At 60.2% G+C, this 19,307-nt stretch carries 17 protein-coding genes and 1 tRNA gene; 5 read left to right on the plus strand and 13 right to left on the minus strand.

Features of this window, described 5'->3' with window-relative positions; all coding sequences use genetic code 11:
* Positions 1-22 precede the first annotated feature (22 nt).
* Together murI and AC1Q6X_RS08955 are read left to right on the plus strand one after the other, a co-directional pair.
* Positions 23-904 carry a glutamate racemase gene (murI, locus tag AC1Q6X_RS08950; RefSeq protein WP_492496504.1) on the plus strand — a complete coding sequence of 294 codons (882 nt, stop codon included), beginning with the start codon at positions 23-25 and terminating at the stop codon, positions 902-904.
* Positions 905-1,037: 133 nt separating this feature from the next.
* Positions 1,038-1,113 (plus strand) — tRNA-His (locus AC1Q6X_RS08955).
* Between the two features lie 82 nt (positions 1,114-1,195).
* On the opposite strand, the gene AC1Q6X_RS08960 is transcribed toward AC1Q6X_RS08955, so the two are convergent.
* The 3 genes from AC1Q6X_RS08960 to AC1Q6X_RS08970 form a co-directional block, all read right to left on the minus strand.
* Entirely contained in the window at positions 1,196-1,663 is a 468-nt protein-coding gene (locus tag AC1Q6X_RS08960) for an STY0301 family protein (protein ID WP_329958114.1), read from the minus strand.
* Complete coding sequence (locus AC1Q6X_RS08965; RefSeq protein WP_070291164.1) at positions 1,660-2,046, minus strand: BPSL0067 family protein; 387 nt, start codon at positions 2,044-2,046, stop codon at positions 1,660-1,662. The genes AC1Q6X_RS08960 and AC1Q6X_RS08965 overlap by 4 nt, the downstream gene beginning before the upstream one ends.
* A gap of 151 nt (positions 2,047-2,197) precedes the next feature.
* Positions 2,198-2,644 carry a response regulator gene (locus tag AC1Q6X_RS08970; RefSeq protein ID WP_162995554.1) on the minus strand — a complete coding sequence of 149 codons (447 nt, stop codon included), beginning with the start codon at positions 2,642-2,644 and terminating at the stop codon, positions 2,198-2,200.
* Between the two features lie 287 nt (positions 2,645-2,931).
* On the opposite strand from AC1Q6X_RS08970, the gene AC1Q6X_RS08975 reads away from it, so the two are divergent.
* The 3 genes from AC1Q6X_RS08975 (at position 2,932) to AC1Q6X_RS08985 (ending at position 6,732) form a co-directional block, all read left to right on the plus strand.
* A complete protein-coding gene (locus tag AC1Q6X_RS08975; protein ID WP_492496507.1) occupies positions 2,932-5,037 on the plus strand; it encodes a TonB-dependent receptor family protein in 2,106 nt (701 codons plus the stop codon).
* Between the two features lie 326 nt (positions 5,038-5,363).
* Positions 5,364-6,023 carry an FxDxF family PEP-CTERM protein gene (locus tag AC1Q6X_RS08980; protein ID WP_070218193.1) on the plus strand — a complete coding sequence of 220 codons (660 nt, stop codon included), beginning with the start codon at positions 5,364-5,366 and terminating at the stop codon, positions 6,021-6,023.
* Positions 6,024-6,282: 259 nt separating this feature from the next.
* A complete protein-coding gene (locus AC1Q6X_RS08985; RefSeq protein WP_070218194.1) occupies positions 6,283-6,732 on the plus strand; it encodes a hypothetical protein in 450 nt (149 codons plus the stop codon).
* A 516-nt stretch (positions 6,733-7,248) separates the two neighbouring features.
* Here AC1Q6X_RS08985 and AC1Q6X_RS08990 read toward each other — a convergent pair.
* The 10 genes from AC1Q6X_RS08990 to infB form a co-directional block, all read right to left on the minus strand.
* Positions 7,249-7,632: a hypothetical protein gene (locus AC1Q6X_RS08990; RefSeq protein ID WP_070311565.1), complete on the minus strand. Its 384-nt coding sequence runs from the start codon at positions 7,630-7,632 to the stop codon at positions 7,249-7,251.
* Between the two features lie 150 nt (positions 7,633-7,782).
* The gene (locus tag AC1Q6X_RS08995; RefSeq protein WP_070291161.1) at positions 7,783-8,355 is read right to left on the minus strand and encodes a hypothetical protein; all 573 of its coding nucleotides are present in this window, start codon (positions 8,353-8,355) and stop codon (positions 7,783-7,785) included.
* A gap of 168 nt (positions 8,356-8,523) precedes the next feature.
* Positions 8,524-8,871, minus strand: coding sequence for an energy transducer TonB (locus AC1Q6X_RS09000; RefSeq protein WP_070218202.1), 348 nt, complete (start codon positions 8,869-8,871; stop codon positions 8,524-8,526).
* 60 nt (positions 8,872-8,931) lie between these two features.
* The gene (locus tag AC1Q6X_RS09005) at positions 8,932-10,680 is read right to left on the minus strand and encodes a methyl-accepting chemotaxis protein (RefSeq protein ID WP_492496540.1); all 1,749 of its coding nucleotides are present in this window, start codon (positions 10,678-10,680) and stop codon (positions 8,932-8,934) included.
* Between the two features lie 536 nt (positions 10,681-11,216).
* Entirely contained in the window at positions 11,217-11,678 is a 462-nt protein-coding gene (locus tag AC1Q6X_RS09010; RefSeq protein WP_492496510.1) for a hypothetical protein, read from the minus strand.
* Positions 11,678-12,628, minus strand: a complete 951-nt coding sequence (dusA, locus tag AC1Q6X_RS09015; protein WP_492496542.1) for a tRNA dihydrouridine(20/20a) synthase DusA — start codon at positions 12,626-12,628, stop codon at positions 11,678-11,680. Before dusA ends, AC1Q6X_RS09010 begins: the two co-directional genes overlap by 1 nt.
* A gap of 163 nt (positions 12,629-12,791) precedes the next feature.
* Complete coding sequence (gene typA / locus AC1Q6X_RS09020; RefSeq protein ID WP_070223676.1) at positions 12,792-14,624, minus strand: translational GTPase TypA; 1,833 nt, start codon at positions 14,622-14,624, stop codon at positions 12,792-12,794.
* A 342-nt stretch (positions 14,625-14,966) separates the two neighbouring features.
* Positions 14,967-15,902, minus strand: a complete 936-nt coding sequence (truB, locus tag AC1Q6X_RS09025; RefSeq protein WP_492496513.1) for a tRNA pseudouridine(55) synthase TruB — start codon at positions 15,900-15,902, stop codon at positions 14,967-14,969.
* A 2-nt stretch (positions 15,903-15,904) separates the two neighbouring features.
* Complete coding sequence (gene rbfA, locus AC1Q6X_RS09030; protein WP_035825200.1) at positions 15,905-16,321, minus strand: 30S ribosome-binding factor RbfA; 417 nt, start codon at positions 16,319-16,321, stop codon at positions 15,905-15,907.
* Positions 16,322-16,441: 120 nt separating this feature from the next.
* A complete protein-coding gene (gene infB / locus AC1Q6X_RS09035) occupies positions 16,442-19,300 on the minus strand; it encodes a translation initiation factor IF-2 (protein WP_034760145.1) in 2,859 nt (952 codons plus the stop codon).
* Between the last annotated feature and the right edge of the window lie 7 nt (positions 19,301-19,307).

The following is a 19,307-nucleotide window of genomic DNA, read 5'->3' on the forward strand; positions in this document are numbered from 1 at the left end:
TTTTCATCGGCTTCGGCTTTATATGACTTTTACCTTAAGTAATAGCGCAAATCTGGGGTCAGACCCGACGGGTCTGACCCCGGCAGTCAAGCTGCCTGTCGGCATCTTTGACTCCGGCGTGGGCGGCCTGTCGGTGCTGCGCCATATCCGCGCGCAGCTGCCGCAGGAAGATTTGATTTACTTTGCCGATTCCGCCTACGCGCCGTATGGCGACAAGACGGAACAGCAAGTGATCGACCGTTCGCTGGCGATCACCGCCTTCTTGTTGCAGCAAGGCGCGAAAGCATTGGTGGTGGCGTGCAACACGGCCACCATCGCCGCCATCAAGGCGCTGCGCGCACGCTATCTCGACCTGCCCATCGTCGGCGTCGAGCCGGGCCTGAAACCGGCAGCCGCCATCAGCCGCAACGGCAAGATCGCCGTGCTGGCCACGGAACGCGCCTTGCGCGGCGACAAGCTGCTGGCCCTGCGCGAGCAGGTGAGCGCAGCCACAGGCGCCACGTTCATCTTGCAGCCCTGCATCGGCCTGGCCGACCGCATCGAGCAGTGCGAGCTGGGCAACGACCCGCTCGACGCCACCAGCGCCATGCTGGAACGCTACATCGCGCCCATGCTGGAACAAGGCGTCGACACCCTCGTGCTCGGCTGTACGCACTACCCCTTCGTGCAGGACGCCATCGCACGCACGGTGCGCGCGCATACGCAGGAAACGATCACCCTGGTCGACACGGGCGAAGCCGTGGCGCGTCAGCTGGCCCGCTTGCTCGACGCTGCCAGCCTGCGCCGCACCGGCAACGATGCGCCCCAGCTGCAGGGCTACACGACGGCCAAGGTCGAATCCCTGGCGCAAGCCTTCGCCGGCTTGCTGGACTTGCACCCGCCTGTCGAACACCTGTCCGTATGAGGGAAAACAGGCGTTTTCATGCAATCTTTCGATTCTTTAAAAAAGACTGCATTTAGATTTGCCACTTTGCCGAGTTCTTTGTATAATTCGGCACCTGTTCAGCAAAACAGCTAAACAGGCAAGTAAGACAGTGGTGGCTGTAGCTCAGTTGGTAGAGTCCAGGATTGTGATTCCTGTTGTCGTGGGTTCGAGCCCCATCAGCCACCCCACAGAATAAAGAAGAGCCCGGTTTTCGAACCGGGCTTTTTCTATTTCAGAGCAGGTTTTTATGGCGTAAATCAAACACCATGACTATCTGCACAGGATGGCGATGTTGCGCTCACCGACATGTTCACCTTGCCGATAAGTAAAAGTACAGCTGTCGATACTGTCGTCGAGCCGCATCGCCAAAGTCAGCTGACCCGTGCCGCCGTAACGACAGGCCAGCCATTTCCCCTCCGGAAACTTGCCATCGAGCCGATAAGTATCTACCCAACCTTTTTTCAAGCGCTTTTGCCGGAAGTCCGACAGCTCGCCCAACTGCTCCGGTGGCCCGTTCATCGGCGCAGCCGCATGCAGGTAAAGTGGCGAACCGACATAGCTGGTCCAGCCTTGCGGTACATCGGCAAGCTGCAGCGAGCCCTGGGAAATCGACACTGGGCAGGCAACGGGCGCGGCGCTGGCTGTCGATTGCAGGCACGATATGGCCAGCAGTGCCATTGCAGGCCAGCAGGTCCGTGCTGCCATTGTCGTTTTTGAGTATGCCATGACCAACCTCATTCAATCACGGAAAATGCATCGGCGTTATCGCTGGCGTGGATGTAATTACCGCGCTTGTCCTTGCCTTGCGAGCGTATCAGCCGCACCGAAATTTCGGTCTTGCCGTCGGCTTTCCATTGGTCTGCAATATAGATGCCGCCTATCGCCTGGCCGATGAACAAGGCGGCATGATTGCCATGTGGTCGGTTCGGATAACGCCCCCTGACAAATGTGGCGATCGCGGTTCCCGGTTTGATGATGGCGTTCCCCAACACCGCTTCGCCCTCGCGCCAGTTTGCCGTGACTGGCGCGCGAGCATAGTACTGCACCAAAGCGACGCAGTGGCGACTACCGACAACGGGCCTGCCTTTCAACTCGGCGACATTGGAATAAATATAGGGCATGAATCATCTCCTTGAGATAGATGTCATGCCACTCTATGCCGGATCAGGGACGGCGCTTTTAAGCAAGCACAACTGTTTTTCCAATCCCAGGCGCATTCTTGCAAAAAAGCCGGCATGCAGCCGGCTCTCTTCGTCTTTTACTGCCGGATACCTATCCCGCCAGCACCGACTGCACCGTCGTCGCCAGGTCGTCCAGGCGCACGGGCTTGACGAGGAAGTGGCGGAAGCCCACGGCCAGCGCGTCGTCCATGTACATGGGCAGGCTGTGGCCCGTGACGGCGATCAGCACGGCGTTGGCCGTCTCGGGATTGTGGTGCAGGCGGCGGCCGATTTCGATGCCGCTGATGCCGGGCATTTCGATGTCGAGGTAGACGGCGTCGGGCACGCACAGCTTGACTTGCTCGACGGCCATCTGCCAGTTGCGCACCACCACCGCATGGTGGCCCAGCGCTTCGAGCAGCATGGCCAGCGATTCGCCCACTTCCTGGTTGTCGTCGACCACCAGCAGATTCAATTTGCGCGCAGCACTTGCCGGCTGGTCGCCCTGGCGGCGTTCCACGGAGGAATCGCCTGGTGTCGTTTCAGTTGTCTGGCTCATTGTACGTTCACGTCTGACGGCTGCAAAAGCGGCAGTATACAAGAAGCACGCAAAATGCCGCCGCACCCCAGCAATGGTGCCAAGCGGCAATCCAAACTCCTTCCTGTACCGCGCCAGCAACACTTCCCGCCTTTCTCCATGCAAAGCCCATCCTACGCAGTTTGCGCAATTGACGGATAAAATGAGAATCATTATCATTCTTATCCCCTTGCGCCGGATGTCCACGCCACGATGTTGTCGCGCCGCCCGATTGCCCGCGCAAACATTGTCATTACGGAGATCCATGCATGGCTGCCACACCTGTCACACTGTCCTTTTCGCTGCGCCCGTGCGCGCTGGCCATCGCCCTCGCCTGCCTGGGCGCCCCGCTTGCCGCGCAGGCGCAGGACACCAATAGCGCTGAGAATGCCGGTCCCATCCTCGAATCGATTCAGGTCAGCAGCAACTTGCTGGGCACCAGCATGGCCGCCAGCACGAAGAATTTCGCGGGCGCGCGCACCGTGGTGCAAAAGGACGATATCGAGAACTCGGGTGCAACCAGCCTCAGCGACGTGATGCGCCGCATTCCCGGCGTGCAGATCAGCGACAATTCGGGCAGCGCGGGCAGCGCCATTTCGCTCAACATCGGTGTGCGCGGACTGGCCGGACGCTATTCGCCGCGCAGCACGGTGTTACTTGACGGCATTCCGATGTCGGTCGCGCCGTATGGCCAGCCGCAACTGTCGTTCGCGCCCGTCAGCCTGGCCAATGTCGAGACGGTCGACGTGGTGCGCGGCGGCGGCGCCGTGCGCTTCGGCCCGCAAAACGTGGGCGGCATCATCAACTTCAAGACGCGCCGCGTGCCCACCACGCCAGGCATCACGGGCGACGCCACGGTGCGCTACAACACGTACAGCGAAGTGGGCCACAACACGCAGGCCAGCGTCTTTGCCGGTACCCAGCTCGACAGCGGCCTGGGACTGGCCGTGCTGTATTCCGGCATCCGCGGCAGCGACTGGCGCGTGGGCAGCGATGAAAAAGTCAACGACTTCGCCCTGAAATTCCGCTACGACCTGAGCCCCACGGCCGAGGTGTACGGCAAGCTGTCCTACTACGACGTAACGTCGCGCACGCCGGGCGGCTTGACCGCGGCACAATACAAGCAGGACCCGTTCCAGAACACGCGCCCCACCGACTTCTGGAGCGGCGAGCGCAAGGCCTTCGACATCGGCTACCTGAATGCCATGTCGAACACGCAGGAATTCGAAGTGCGCGCCTACTACAACAAAAGCTCGCGCGAAAGCACCTTGATCAGCGGAAAAAACCTGGGCCACCAGCCGCGCAACTATGAAACGACGGCCATCGAGCCGCGCTACACGCAGCGCTTTATTACCGGCAAGGTCACACAGGACGTCACCGTCGGCTACCGCTACCTGGCCGAGCGCGCCGACGAGGCCATCTACAATGTGATCATCGCCAGCGGCGTGCAACAAAAGCCGACGCGCTTTGCCGACAATGCCACCGATGCGCAGGCCGTGTATATCGATGACAAGATCGCCATCGACGCCTGGCGCATCACGCCGGGCGTACGCTACGAACACATCAAGACGGAACGCTTCAACCATTTGCCGGTCGACCAGAAGATCGAACTGCTCAACAACAAGGCCCTGCCCTCGCTGAACGTCGCCTACTTGCTCAATAACAACGTGACCCTGTTCGGCAACTACAACAGCTCGTTTGGCGCCGTGCAAAATACGCAGCTCAATGCGCAGTCGAGCAAGAACCCGCTGCAACCGGAACTGGCGAAAACAGCCGAGCTGGGGGCGCGCTGGAAGAGCGGCCAGCTGTCGGCCGAAGCGACCTTGTTCAACATCAAGTTCGACAACCAGATCCAGTCCGTGGGCAGCGGCGAGAACGTCGTCTTCTACAACGTGGGCGCCACGCACCACCGCGGCCTGGAAACGGCCGTCGACTACCACTTCGACAAGTCGGGCCCGCTGGCCGGCTTGAACGCCTATGCCACCTACACCTACACCAAGGCAACCTTGCAGGATGGTGCGAACGCGGGCAACGACGTGCCCTTCTATTCGCGCACCACGGATACCGTCGGCGTCCACTATCAGCTGGGCGCCTGGGGTGTTGATTTGTCGAGCAGCCATCAGAGCCGCCAGTTCGCCGACGAAGCGAATACCGTGGCGGAAAACGCGGCCGGCAACTTGGGTGTGATTCCCGGCTTCCGTACCTGGAACATGCAGGTGAAATGGACAGTGCCGGGCCAGAAGGGCCTGGAACTGGTCGCCGGCGTCAACAACCTCGCCGACAAGCGCTACTTCACGCGCACCTCGGACGGCAACCTGGGCAAGCTGGTGGGCGCGCCGCGCATGGTCTACCTGCAGGGCCGCCTGGCGTTCTGATGCCTGCGCGAAGGCGCCTATCGAATCGATATGCCGCTGCGCACGGCAGTTACCTGAAAAAACCTGCATCGTTGTTGTTACGATGCAGGTTTTTTTACGTCCCGATGTCACAAAAATACCGTGACGCAAGTAACTCCAAGCTTGCGTTCGCCTTGGAGCTTCACAGCAATTCATTCACCATAGAAATTAATTTCCATGTAGACACAAATGATTTCACAATTGCAAATAATTTTAGCGAGCGCGTGTTCTTTTTGTGAGTTTTGGTGATATTCTTTAAATGTCATTTAAGAAATCAAATTATCTTTTAACCAATCAAACGAGAACCCATGAAAACGCCAGCCACCCTCCTGAAGATCGCCGCACTGGCCACCCTGGTCACCGCTGGCGCCGCCAACGCCGCGACCGAACTGGTGGTCAATGGCAGTTTCGAAAACAATGTCATCGCCTCAGCCTGGGCTCCGCTCAGCAGCGTGACAGGCTGGACTTCATCGGCCAGCGGCAATTCGGCCTTTGAAATCCAGAAAGGCGCCACGCAAGGCGGCCAGGGCGGATTCAACCCCGTCGCCGCCAGCGGCACGCAATACCTAGAACTCAATACGGACCGCCTGACGTCGGTATCGCAAGCGATCGCCACCACGGCCGGCAGCACCTATGCGCTGTCGTTTGCCTACTCGGGCCGTCCCGATACGGCGGGCGGCGCGAACAGCCTGATGAATGTCTACTGGGGTTCGACCCTGCTGACGCCAACGGCATTGATCGGCAACACGAGCGGCGTGTGGCAAACCTACAGCCAGAACGTGACCGCACTCGGCTCTTCGAGCCTGCTGCGTTTCGAATCGATCGGCCCCGTCTCCGCACCGACCTATGGTTCCTACCTGGACAACGTCTCGGTGACGGCCGCCGTGCCGGAACCTGAAACCTACGCCATGATGCTGCTGGGCCTGGGCTTGCTGGGTTTCATGGCACGCCGCAAGACAGCCGCCTGAGTCCGGACAGACGCCACGCAACAGCCGTCCCGCCGTTTGGCCGGGCGGCTTTTTCTCGTCCGAAGAAGCGTGCACTGCAGCATTAAATGTTGCCCAAAAGAATTAAATTGGCGCTACAATAGCGGGGTATCAAGCAATGCCAAGCATCGCTCCGCCAGGGCCCCTACCCCGCCCTGATCATCAGCACGCATTTTTTGAACAGGATGACTGGCGCTGCCGGACCCGATTGCGCTCCCGGCACGGCCACCACACACGCACCATGTCCGCAGAAAAAACCATTACCGAAACGAGTTCCTACGGCAAGGAAACACCCGTGGGACGTCCCGACATCGATGGCCGCGCCGGCATTTTCGTGCCCACGGCGGAATTCGACATCAACAACACCACCACCATCCGCAAGGGCGCGGGCATTGTCGGCTTCGGCAACCTCGACGGCACCCTGACCGTGTACTTCGAAGCGAACCGCTTCGACGAAAGCAATCTGCACAAATGGGAACACAAGGCGCGCAAGGCATATGACCGCATGGTCATGGGCGCACCCACGGTGTCGAAGGCGAAGATCGACGCGCGCATGCTGGAACAGGTCGGCATCATCGATGGCATGGGCATCAATCTCAAGCATCCGGAACGCCTGACGCACTGGCTGGCGATTTCGAACGTGCCGGACACGGCGCCGGAAGAGCCGGTGCTGCGCTGGAAAAACCGCTAAGTAATCCTCAGGAAATTATTGTGAAGTTATGACGAATAGAACCGGATGCTATGCAAGGCGCCCGCTGCGACGCAGTGCGAGCACTGCTAGCAGTGGGCAACACCGCAGAGCGCCGGTTATAGAAGTCAGAAATCGCAATAATTTATTGGGGGTTACTTAGGCCGCCGGAGAGCGAGGCGGGGCCTCAGCGACGAGGTGTTGTCCTACATCGTGGCGGACATTCATCCGATGCCCGAGAGCATTTATTCGACCTATGATGAAAGCCTGACAACCCACCTCACACCATTCAGGAGTACGACATGTCCCGCCTCATCCCGATCAGCTTTGGCGCCTTGCAAATAGGTCTGGCAGCGGCGGCGATGTATATCCTGTGCTCGGCGGACGTGCTGCACCAGAGTTCGGTATATTTCCACTGATTCAGCTTCGCGGCGCTGCTCGTCATCGCCAATGAGAAAGCGCGCCGTGCTTTACGAAGCACGACGCGCTTTCTCACGCCAGAAGGACTCCGCCCCGCGTCTAGCGGCGGCCGTGGTAGTGTCCATGCCCGCCCCAGCCGCCGCGGCGTCCGCCATAGCGCCCAAAGCCAAACATGAAGTCCAGCCCGATCGATACGGGCGGATTGTAATAATACGGTTGCGGCGCGTACACGGGCGCCGGCACATACACGGGCTGCTGCACGTAGACAGGCGACTGCTGCACGTAGACGGGCTCATTCGTGTATTCCACGCGCGGCGCGCTCATCACGCGGCCCGACTGCACCGGCTCGGACGAGACCGTATGCCATTCATAGGGATTGTAGGCCCCCTGCGGCGCGCGCGAACCGTAATACGCGGGCCCGGGCGGGGCCACGACGCAGCCACCCAATGCGGCCAGCGAAATTACTGCCAACAGGGTTTTCATCGCAATTCTCCTAATATGTACTACCTCAAGTAAGTACTATAAGAAATTACGCCGTGCTTTGCTGCGCTTTTACCGATTGTTACACCCCGACGCACGCCGCAACATGAAATGTGGCAATGACGCCACAAGCGGCCCATGCGTCATGTTTCCTCAGATAAATGGAATGTCGCACGTGTCGATGGCCTTGCCTGCCGCATCGTAGCGCTGCACGCACACCTGGTAGCGCACGCCGTAATCGAGCTCGACCTGCTCGACCTTGCCATACTTCAATTTCCAGCTGGGCTGCACACGCTGCATGCCCGCCAGGGCCGGCACGTCCTGCGGTATCGCCATCGCCGTTTGCGTCTCACCCTGGCGCGCATCCTGGCGCCGCGCCACGTCGATCGCAACGTTCACGGCCAGGTCGACGCCGCCGTCCGCATACGCCAGCTTCGGCGCGCTGCGCTGCGCCCGCATCACGCCCCAGCTGCAAGCCTTGCCGCCGGCCTCGCATTGCTTCAATTGCGCCAGCGGAAAATATTCAGGGGCAATCTTGCCATCCTTGATGGGCCAGCTGGTGCGTACACCGTCGCGCTTGCCCGTCAGGGGATTGTCCCAGCTCAGGCTGTTGACGACGGCGACGGTCTGCCCCGCCTGCAAGCCCACGGGCGTGCCCAGGGAAGCGCAGGCGGAAAGCAGCAAGCCGGTGGCCGCCAGGGAAGAAAGTGTCAGGATGCGCTGCATGGTAGGCCTCTTGTGGTGGGATATCCCGAAGGTATGTTTCGAGGGTAACAGAATCCGCGGCGGCAGCGCCGTTGGCTGCCGCACATAACAATACGGGCGGCACCCTCGCAGGCGCCGCCCGTAGCGGATACGGTCATGCCGGGAGCCGCGCTCCCGGCAATGCCTGGATCAGTCCAGCTTCCAGGCGTAGTCGACCTTGGTCCAGGTTTGCGCAGGGGAACCATCCTTGGTGCCCGGCTTGAACTTGCATGCGGACAGGGCCTTGATGGCGGCCTTGTCCAGGTTCTTGAAGCCGCTGCTCTTCTCGACTTTCGAATCGGCAACGCTGCCATCGGCATTGACCAGGAAGGACATCGACACGGTGCCCTGCTCTTCGTTCATCAACGAGGCTTTCGGATAGTCGGCCTTGCAGTTCTTGGCATCGAACGACGCGGGTACCTCGGCAGCGAAGGCTGCGGAAGAAACGGACACCAGCAAGGCTGCTGCAACACTCATCAAACGCTTATTCTCAAACATGTGCTTCCCCATGATTATCAGATACGGTAATTACAACTTCCTGTGCGCTGTTGATCGCGCTTAAAACTCTTCCCACTCGTCATTGCTGGTGCTGCCGGCCCCTGCCGCCTTGCGTGGCGCCGCGGCAGCCACGGGCGCGGCCGCTTCGGTCTTGCGGGTCAGCGACTTGACCGGACGCAATGCGGGCGCCGGCTTGCGCACGGCCGCTGGTGCGGCAGACACGGGTGCCGGCACAGACGCCGCTGCCGTTTTCTGTTCGCCTTCGACCAGTTTGAAGATGCTGACCACGTGGGCCAGTTCGGCCGCCTGGTCCTGCAGGCTTTGCGCCGCAGCGGCGGCCTGCTCCACCAGGGCCGCATTTTGCTGCGTCATGCCGTCCATCTCGATGATCGACAGGTTGACCTGTTCGATGCCGGCGCTTTGTTCCTGGCTGGCACTGGCGATCTCGCTCATGATGTCGGTCACGCGGCGCACGCTGTCGACCACTTCGCCCATCGTCACGCCAGCCTGGCCGACCAGACGCGTACCGCGTTCCGTCTTCTCGGCCGAATCGTCGATGAGGATCTTGATTTCCTTCGCGGCGCCAGCGGAGCGCTGGGCCAGGTTGCGCACTTCGGACGCCACCACGGCAAAGCCGCGGCCTTGCTCGCCGGCACGTGCCGCTTCCACGGCCGCGTTCAGCGCCAGAATATTCGTCTGGAAGGCGATGCCGTCGATCACGCCGATGATGTCGACAATCTTCTTCGCCGACTCGTTGATCGAGCTCATGGTGTCGACCACTTGCGACACGACGGAGCCGCCCTTCAGGGCCACGTCCGACGCGGTCGCGGCCAGCTTGTTCGCTTCCCGTGCATTGTCCGCATTCTGTTTCACGGTCGAGGTCAGCTCTTCCATCGCGGACGCCGTTTTTTCCAGCGCGCTGGCCTGCATTTCCGTGCGCGACGACAGGTCGATATTGCCGTCGGCAATTTCACGCGATGCCGTGCCGATGGTTTCCGTACCGACGCGCACCTGGCCGACGATGCCCACCAGGCTGTTGCGCATTTCCTTCATTTCCGCCAGCAGGCTGGAATTGTCCGATGGCTGGGTGTGGATGCCGATCGACAGGTCGCCATTGGCGATGCTGCCGGCGATCGATGCCGTGTAGTCAGGCTCGCCGCCCAGCTGTTTCAGCAGGCCGCGGGTAATCACCAGTGCCGCCGCCACGCCCATCGCTACGGCCAGCACGCCGAGGATGATCATGAACAAACGCGCGCTGTCGAAGGCCTTGCGGGCATCCGACTGCATCTGTTCATTGAGCTTGTCTTCCAGGGTAGCCAGCTGCTCCAGCGCTTCCATCCATTTTTTCTGTACCGGGCGGATTTCCTTGATCATCACGCGCGTGGCGCCTTCCGCATCGTTGGCCATCCACAGTGCGGATGCCTTGGCGATGGCCGGCATGGCGGCCGCTTCGTATTCCTTGATCGAAGCGAGCAGGGTCTTTTCTTCGGCAGTCGACTCGATGGCGAATTTCTCTTCGAGCTTCTTCTGCGTTTCCTGATAGGTGCTCGTCTGCGTCTTGATACGCGCCATTTCCGGCTCCATATCGCTCGCGTCGGTCATCAGGGTGAGGATGCGCAGCGAGGTGATGCGGTCGCTGACGTTGCCACGCATATCGATCACCAGGCGGGTGACGACATTGTTGACATTGATCACGTGATCGAGACGTTCCTGGATTTGCGCCATGCGCGCGATGCCGAGGACGGTCACGGCCACCAGCAGAACCAGTACCAGGGCGAAACCCAGGCCCAGGCGGGTACCAACCTTCATTTTTGCTAAATTCATTTCGGCTCTTCGTAAATGAAACTATTGATAAGGATTTTTTGCCCGGCACGACAAGACGAAGGCTGCGGTACACCGGCATCCGCCCTTACCCATTGGTATGCTGGCGGTATCCGGCTGCACGCAGCCTAGGGTACTTCCTGGTCCTTCGCCAGCCCTGAAACAGCCAGTGACTGCGAATGCAAACTTGCTCCACACGCTGAATTTTTGACACTGATGATATGAGATCAACATCAAACATTCATATGAGAAATATTTGTCTATAATCAATTATAGGTGTAAATTTTGCCTCAAAGCAAGCAATAAGTACCTGAATAAATGGCAGATTAACTTTCTTCGGGGAAATGGCAACAACGCCGATTCTTGCCTCTTAGAAATGCCCCATGGCAGTGCGGGCGTGCGCCGAAACGGCGCATTTACAACACATGGCGTAGCCATATTGCATCGTTTTGGAAGAGGTGCTCAGAGGAAGGGGGAGTACGGACAATACCACTACGCAGAAGCAGCGGTATAGACAAGTTGGCTCAGCTGTCCCAGCTGCAATGCATCACATAGGCGTGGCACTCTGTGCCAAAGACAAAGACGCTCCAGATGGCGCCCAATTGCCCGGTCAGGCTGATCTGGCCAGATGATACCAATTGATACCAGCGCGGCTCGCCGCGCAGCAGTTCGGCCAGTTCTCGCTCGAAACCGTCATATAAACGCGCATCGAGCGGCTGGCGGTCCGCCTCGCTCATGGGACGAAACCGCTCCAGCAGCCACTGGCGCGGCGTGCAGGCGATGCCGCTGCACACCACGCTCTCGAGCGGCTGCAAGGACAAGCCCGTCGGCGCAATCCGCAGCGCGCGGCACAGCGCGTCGAGCGATGCCTGCGGCGCGACGGGTCCCAGATACTCGCAAAGAAACAAGCTGCCGTCATCCTTCAGGGCGCCGACGGCCAGCAAGTAGCCCTCGATCACGCGCGCAAGGCCATGGCAGGCGTCCATTACGCGGGCAGCGACAGGCGCGCCGCCGCTTCCAGCAGCAAACGGGGGTCGCCCGAGGCCAGCTTCTTCGAGTCCGACAGGGTCTGGCGGAAGCCGCGCGCGCCGGGCAGATTTTGCATCAGGCCCAGCATGTGGCGCGTGACGCTGTTCAGTTTCAAACGCCCCGCTTCTTTTTCCAGCTGCGCGCTAATGTACGGAATCATCGCCTCGAGCACCTGTTCGCGCGTTTTCACGGGCGTGTCGTCGCCGTAGTAGCGCTGGTCGAACTGCGCCATCACGTACGGGTTGTGGTACGCCTCGCGGCCCAGCATCACGCCATCAAGGTGCTGCAAATGCAGGTCGATCTCGTCCAGGGTCTTAATGCCGCCGTTGATGATGAACTCGAACTGGGGGAAATCGCGCTTCAGGCGGTAGGCGTAATCGTATTTCAGGGGCGGCACTTCGCGGTTTTCCTTCGGGCTCAGGCCTTTCAGGATGGCATTGCGCGCATGCACGATAAACGTCTTGCAGCCGGCATCGGCCACGGCACCGACGAAGTCGCGCACGAAGTCGTACGATTCGCTGTCGTCGATGCCGATGCGGTGTTTCACGGTGACGTCGATGTCGACCACGTCGCGCATGGCTTTCACGCAGTCCGCCACCAGTTGCGGCTCGGCCATCAGGCAGGCGCCAAACGCCCCTTTTTGCACGCGCTCGGACGGGCAGCCGCAATTGAGGTTGACCTCGTCATAGCCCCACTGCTGGCCCAGCTTGGCGCTGGTGGCCAGGTCTGTCGGATCGCTGCCGCCCAGCTGCAGCGCCACCGGATGCTCTTCCTCGTTGAAGCGCAGATGGCGCTCCACGTCGCCGTAGACGAGCGCGCCCGTCGTCACCATCTCGGTGTAGAGCCAGGTGTGACGCGTGATTTCGCGGTGGAACTTGCGGCAATGGCGGTCGGTCCAGTCCATCATTGGGGCAACGGACAGGCGGCGGGAGGGCAAAGAAGAGGAAGTCATGGTGTCTAAAAAATACAGGGACTGCAAATGACAAACCCGCTGCGCGCCTCACCAATGACGGTGACGCGGCGCAGCGGGCCGGAAACGGCATGGCCCGCAGGCCATGCTCTACAACAGATTACGCATCACGCGACGCTTTTTTACGCTCGTGCTCTTTCAGGAAGCGCTTGCGCAGACGGATCGATTTAGGCGTGATTTCCACCAGTTCGTCGTCCTCGATGAATTCGACTGCGTATTCCAGCGACATCTGAATTGGCGGTACCAGGCGCACCGCTTCGTCGGTACCCGACGAACGCACGTTGGTCAGCTGCTTGCCCTTGATCGGGTTGACGACCAGGTCGTTGTCGCGCGAGTGGATACCGATGACCATGCCTTCGTAGACCGGGTCATTGTGCGACACGAACATGCGGCCGCGGTCTTGCAGTTTCCAGATAGCGTAGGCAACGGCGGCGCCGTCATCTTGCGAGATCAGCACGCCGTTACGACGGCCAGCCATTTCGCCACGGGTGTTGTCGACCGGTGCGTATTCATGGAACACGTGGCTCATCAGGCCGGTACCGCGGGTCAGGGTCATGAATTCGCCCTGGAAGCCGATCAGGCCACGCGCCGGGATCAGGTACTCGAGACGCACGCGGCCCTTGCCATCCGATTCCATGTTTTGCAGGTCGCCGCGACGACGGCCCAGTTCTTCCATGACGCCGCCCTGGTTGGCTTCTTCCACGTCGACCGACAGGTTTTCAAACGGCTCGTGGCGCACGCCATCGACCATCTTGAACACCACGCGTGGACGCGATACTGCCAGCTCGAAGCCTTCGCGACGCATGTTTTCGATCAGAATCGTCAGGTGCAGCTCGCCGCGGCCCGATACTTCAAAGATCGTGTCGTCGTCGGTCGGCGCTACGCGCAGAGCAACGTTGGCTTTCAATTCTTTTTCCAGACGGTCACGCAGTTGGCGCGAAGTCACGAACTTGCCTTCGCGGCCAGCCAGTGGCGAGTTGTTGACCATGAAGTTCATGGTCAGGGTCGGCTCGTCGACGGTCAGCATCGGCAGCGCTTCCGGGGTGTCCAGTGCGCACAGGGTCGAACCGATGCCGATTTCGTCGATACCGTTGATCAGGCAAATGTCGCCGGCAACAGCTTCGTCCACCAGCACGCGCTCCAGGCCCTTGAAGTTCAGCACCTGGTTGATGCGGCCTTTGATTGGCGTGGCGCCTGGGCCATTGATGACCAGCACGTCTTGACCAACTTTCACGGTACCGCGGTTGACGCGGCCAATGCCGATCTTGCCGACGTACGACGAGTAGTCCAGCGAGGTGATCTGCATTTGCAGCGGGCCTTCCGGATTGTCGTCACGTACTGGAACGTGTTCCAGGATGGCGTCGAACATCGGCTTCATGTCGCCGCCGCGCACGTCTTCGGTCAGGCCGGCATAGCCGTTCAGGCCGGAAGCGTAAACGATAGGGAAATCCAGTTGCTCGTCGGTTGCGCCCAGCTTGTCGAACAGTTCGAACGTCTGGTTGATGGCCCAGTCCGGACGTGCGCCGGGACGGTCGATCTTGTTGACGATCACGATAGGCTTCAGACCCAGTGCCAGCGCCTTGCGCGTGACGAAACGGGTTTGCGGCATCGGGCCTTCCTGTGCATCGATCAGCAGCAGAACCGAGTCCACCATCGACAGAACACGTTCCACTTCGCCGCCGAAGTCGGCGTGGCCTGGGGTGTCGACGATATTGATGTGGGTGCCTTCGTACTCAACAGCGCAGTTCTTCGACAGAATCGTAATGCCGCGCTCCTTTTCCAGGTCGTTCGAGTCCATGACTCGGGTGTCGACCGCTTGGTTTTCACGGAAGGTGCCGGACTGGCGCAGCAGCTGATCCACCAGCGTGGTTTTGCCGTGGTCAACGTGGGCGATAATGGCGATATTACGAATTGCGCGTTTTGTATTTGACATGGTCGTAGTAGTTACTGAAAAACTGCGGAGTGCGTACAAGGTGTACGAGATACCCGAATGCTAATCTATTTCCGGAACCGCGTAGTATAGCATGTTGCGTTGCAACGCTATCTAAAAATGCTGGCGGCTCCCGCAGTCGGGGACGGATTGTTTAAAAATACGACACCGGGCTAGCAGTGTCGCTGATCAATATGACTTGACCATGACTTACCTATGACTTAACGACACCTGACAAAACCGTAGCGAGCGGAAGTGAGTTGTGGCTAAGAAGCGCAGCTGTGCGTATGCACAGTGAGCATCGCAGGCCGCAAATCACGACGCGCAGTAGGTTTGGTCAGGTGGTCACTGATGCGCCGTGGCAATGAGGCGCTCGGGCGCGAGGATGCTGTACTCCTGCAACTGGCCCGTGCCCAGCAGCTTGCTGTCGTGATACACGCGCACCCTGCCCGGTTCGGCTGGTACGGCGACGTCTTCCTTGCCCAGCGCGATGCGCTGACCATGCAGGAAACGCTTGGCCAATTCTTCCGTCAGCTGCACGGCCGGAAAGCTCGACAATAATGCATCGACGGGCGCCAGCAGACTCAGCGGCGCGGCATGCGCCGTCAACTCATCCAAGGTGACGACGCCGTCAAGCGTCAGGTTGCCCACCTGCGTGCGGCGCAAGGCGTTCAGATGGCCGCCGCAACCGAGGGCATGGCCGATGTCTTCGCCCAGCACGCGGATATACGTGCCCTTGCTGCACATCACGGACAATTTCAGAAACGGGGCTTCATAGCCGAGGAACTCGAGCTTGTGGATGGTCACCGGGCGCGCTTCGCGCTCCAGGGTGATGCCTGCCCTTGCATACTCATATAGGGGCTTGCCGTCCCTTTTCAAGGCCGAGTACATGGGCGGCGTCTGCAGGATAGGCCCGCGGAACCGCGCCAGCACGGCTTCAATCTGCTCTTGCGTGACGTTGACCTCGCGCGTTTCCAGCACTGCGCCTTCCGTGTCGCCCGTATCCGTCGTCTGCCCCAGGTGCACCAGGGTTTCGTAGGTCTTGTCGGCTTCCAGCAAGTCCTGCGAAAACTTCGTCGCCTCGCCAAAGCACAGCGGCAGCAAGCCCGTGGCGAACGGATCCAGCGTGCCCGTATGGCCCGCTTTTTTCGCGTTCAGCACGCGCTTGGCCTTGATCAGGGCGTCGTTGCTGGACCAGCCCACGGGCTTATCGAGCAACAAGACGCCATCGACCAGGTCGCGCACCCGCTTGATGCCCGGTGGTTTCTTCGGACCCGCCACTGTTATTGCTCGTCCGCTTCTGGTTTGACATCCGGCTCGGCGTCGGCCGCGCGCGTGGCGTTGGCCTTGTCGATCAGGAGCGACATTTCCATGCCGCGCGAGGTCGAGCTGTCGTGCACGAAATGCAGCATCGGCAGGGTGTGGATGTGCAGGCGCTTGCCCAGCAAGCCACGGATGAAGCCCGACGCGGCCATCAGGCCTTCGGTGGTGTTCTTGATGGCTTCTTTGCTGTCTTTCAACATCGTGAAAAACACCTTGGCGTGCGCGTAATCGGGCGTGATCTGCACTTCGGTGATGGTGATCATCGTGCCCACGCGCGGGTCTTTCAATTCGTAGGCGACGATCTCAGCCAGATCGCGCTGGATCTGGTCGGCCACGCGCAAGCCGCGCGCTGGCATGGTTTTGCTATGTTTAGCCATGATTTTATGCTGTCCTAAGTGCCGCAGGGCGCATGAGTCAAACGGTTGCCCGTTGACCAATGCGCCCCACGTGTTTGCGCGGACAACGGTATGTCCGCGCGGTTTTCATTGCTGCTGCGATTACAGGGTACGAGCGATTTCCTGGACTTCGAACACTTCCAGCGTGTCGCCAACCTGAATGTCGTTGTAGTTCTTCAGCGACAGGCCGCATTCCAGACCGGCGCGAACTTCTTTCGCATCGTCCTTGAAGCGTTTCAGGGAGTCGATCTCGCCGCTCCACACCACGATGTTGTTGCGCAACAGGCGGACGGAAGAAGCACGCTTGACCACGCCATCGGTGACCAGACAGCCGGCAATCGCGCCGACCTTCGAGACCAGGATAACCTGGCGGATCTCGACCTGACCGATGACGGTTTCGCGTTTCTCTGGTGCCAACATGCCCGACAACGCCGATTTGATCTCGTCGATCGCATCGTAAATGATGTTGTAGTAGCGAATGTCCACGCCATTCGACTCGGCCAGCTTGCGTGCCTGGGCATCAGCACGGGCGTTAAAGCCGATGATGACCGCTTTCGAGGCGACTGCCAGGTTGACGTCCGATTCCGTGATGCCGCCGACGGCCGCGTGAACCACTTGTACGCGCACTTCGGAGGTCGACAGTTTCTGCAGCGAACCGACCAGCGCTTCTTGCGAACCTTGCACGTCGGTTTTGATGATCAACGGCAAGTTTTTCACTTCGCCTTCGGCCATCTGGTCGAACATGTTTTCCAGTTTCGCAGCTTGCTGTTTCGCCAGTTTCACGTCGCGGAACTTACCTTGACGGAACAGACCGATTTCGCGCGCCTTGCGCTCGTCAGCCATGACGACGACTTCTTCACCGGCAACCGGCACTTCCGTCAGACCCTGGATTTCGACCGGAATCGAAGGACCCGCTTCAGCGATCGACTTGCCGTTCTCGTCCAGCATGGCGCGAACACGGCCATACGAAGAGCCCGCCAGAATCACGTCGCCGCGTTTCAGGGTACCGGACTGCACCAGGATCGTCGCGACAGGACCACGGCCCTTGTCCAGACGCGCCTCGACTACCAGGCCGCGCGCTGGCGCATCGACCGGTGCCGTCAGTTCCAGCACTTCGGCTTGCAACAGCACTTGTTCCAGCAGATCGTCGATACCCTGGCCCGTTTTGGCCGACACCGGCACGAATGGCGATTCGCCACCGTATTCTTCCGGCACGACTTGTTCGGCGACCAGTTCCTGCGTCACGCGGTCCACGTTGCCGCCTGGTTTATCGACCTTGTTGATCGCCACCACCAGCGGTACGCCGGCTGCTTTCGCATGGGCAATCGCTTCTTTCGTTTGCGGCATCACGCCATCGTCGGCGGCAACCACCAGAATCACGATGTCGGTTGCCTTGGCGCCACGGGCACGCATGGCGGTAAACGCTTCGTGGCCCGGGGTGTCGAGGAAGGTGATCATGCCGCGTGGCGTATCGACGTGGTAAGCGCCGATATGCTGCGTAATGCCGCCCGCTTCGCCGGAAGCCACCTTGGCGCGACGGATGTAATCGAGCAGCGAGGTCTTGCCGTGGTCGACGTGACCCATGACGGTGACCACCGGTGCGCGTGGCTTGGTTTCGAAGTGCGCGTGTTCGCCCACGTCGGCCAGCAGCGCTTCCGGATCGTCCAGTTCGGCGGCGAACGCCTTGTGGCCCATTTCTTCCACCAGAATCATGGCGGTTTCCTGGTCCAGCACCTGGTTGATCGTGCACATCTGGCCCAATTTCATCAAATGCTTGATGACTTCGGATGCCTTGACGGACATTTTGTGCGCCAGTTCGGCCACGGTGATCGTTTCCGGTACGTGCACGTCCTTGACGACGGCTTCCGTCGGTGCCTGGAAGTTCGATTCACGGTCGTCATGGTGCGTCGGGCGACGGCCCTTCGCGCCACCGCGCCAGCTGTCACGGCCGCCTGGGCCGCTATTGCCGCGTGGCTTGGGACCACCGGTGGTGCCGCGTTTTTTCGCGTCATCGGACCAGGTGGACGACACATTGGCCGACTTGATGGATTTCTTGTCTGCGACAGCAGGCTTCTTGTCGCCCGGCTTGTCGCCAGGTTTCTTGTCAGCAGGCTTGTGCAGCGTGCCTTCCGGCGCCTTTGGCTTGACGGGAACCGGTACGGGTTCCGGTGCCTTGATGGCGCGGCGTGGCGCGTTCATCATGGCCTTGATCTGGGCGACTTCGTCGGCAACGGCCTTGCGTGCGCGCTCGGTGGCTTCCGCTTTGTCAGCGGCTTCCTTGGCGGCAACAGCAGCGGCGGCGGCTTTCTTTTTCGCTTCTTCAGCGGCAGCGGCTTTTTTCGCTTCGGCGGCGGCGTCGTCAACGACAGGCGCAGCGGCACTGGCGGCAGGCGCGGCGGCAGCCTTGGCGGCCGCTTTCTTCGCTTCCGCTTCCGCTTCTTTCTTCGCAGCCAATTCAGCCTGTTGCGTGGCTTTCGCCTGGGCTTCTTTTTCCGCGTCGAGCTTGGCCAGACGTTCTTGTTTTTCGCGCAGATCGGCTTCCTGGCGGGCGATCAGTTCAGCCTGTTTACGGGCTTCTTCTTCACGGCGCGCCACGTCGGCGGGATCGATCACCGGTGCGGCAGGCGCGACCGGTTCTGCCGCGACCGGCGCAGCTTCGTCACGCTGGACGAAAGTGCGTTTCTTGCGCACTTCCACCTGGATCGTGCGCGATTTGCCGGTGGCGTCTGCTTGCTTGATCTCAGTCGTTTCCTTGCGGGTCACGGTGATTTTTTTCTTTTCTGTGTCAGCCGCTGCGCCGTGTGTGCGGCGCAGATGATCCAAAAGCTTGTCCTTATCATCTTTCGACAATGGATCTGACGTCGAACTTTTCTCGACGCCGGCAGAACGCAGCTGCGTCAGCAGCAAATCTGCAGGCATCTTCAGTTCGGTGGCAAATTGGGCTACGTTGTTACTCGCCATTCAGTCC

Source organism: Janthinobacterium sp. GW823-FHT06H09 (assembly GCF_058794735.1).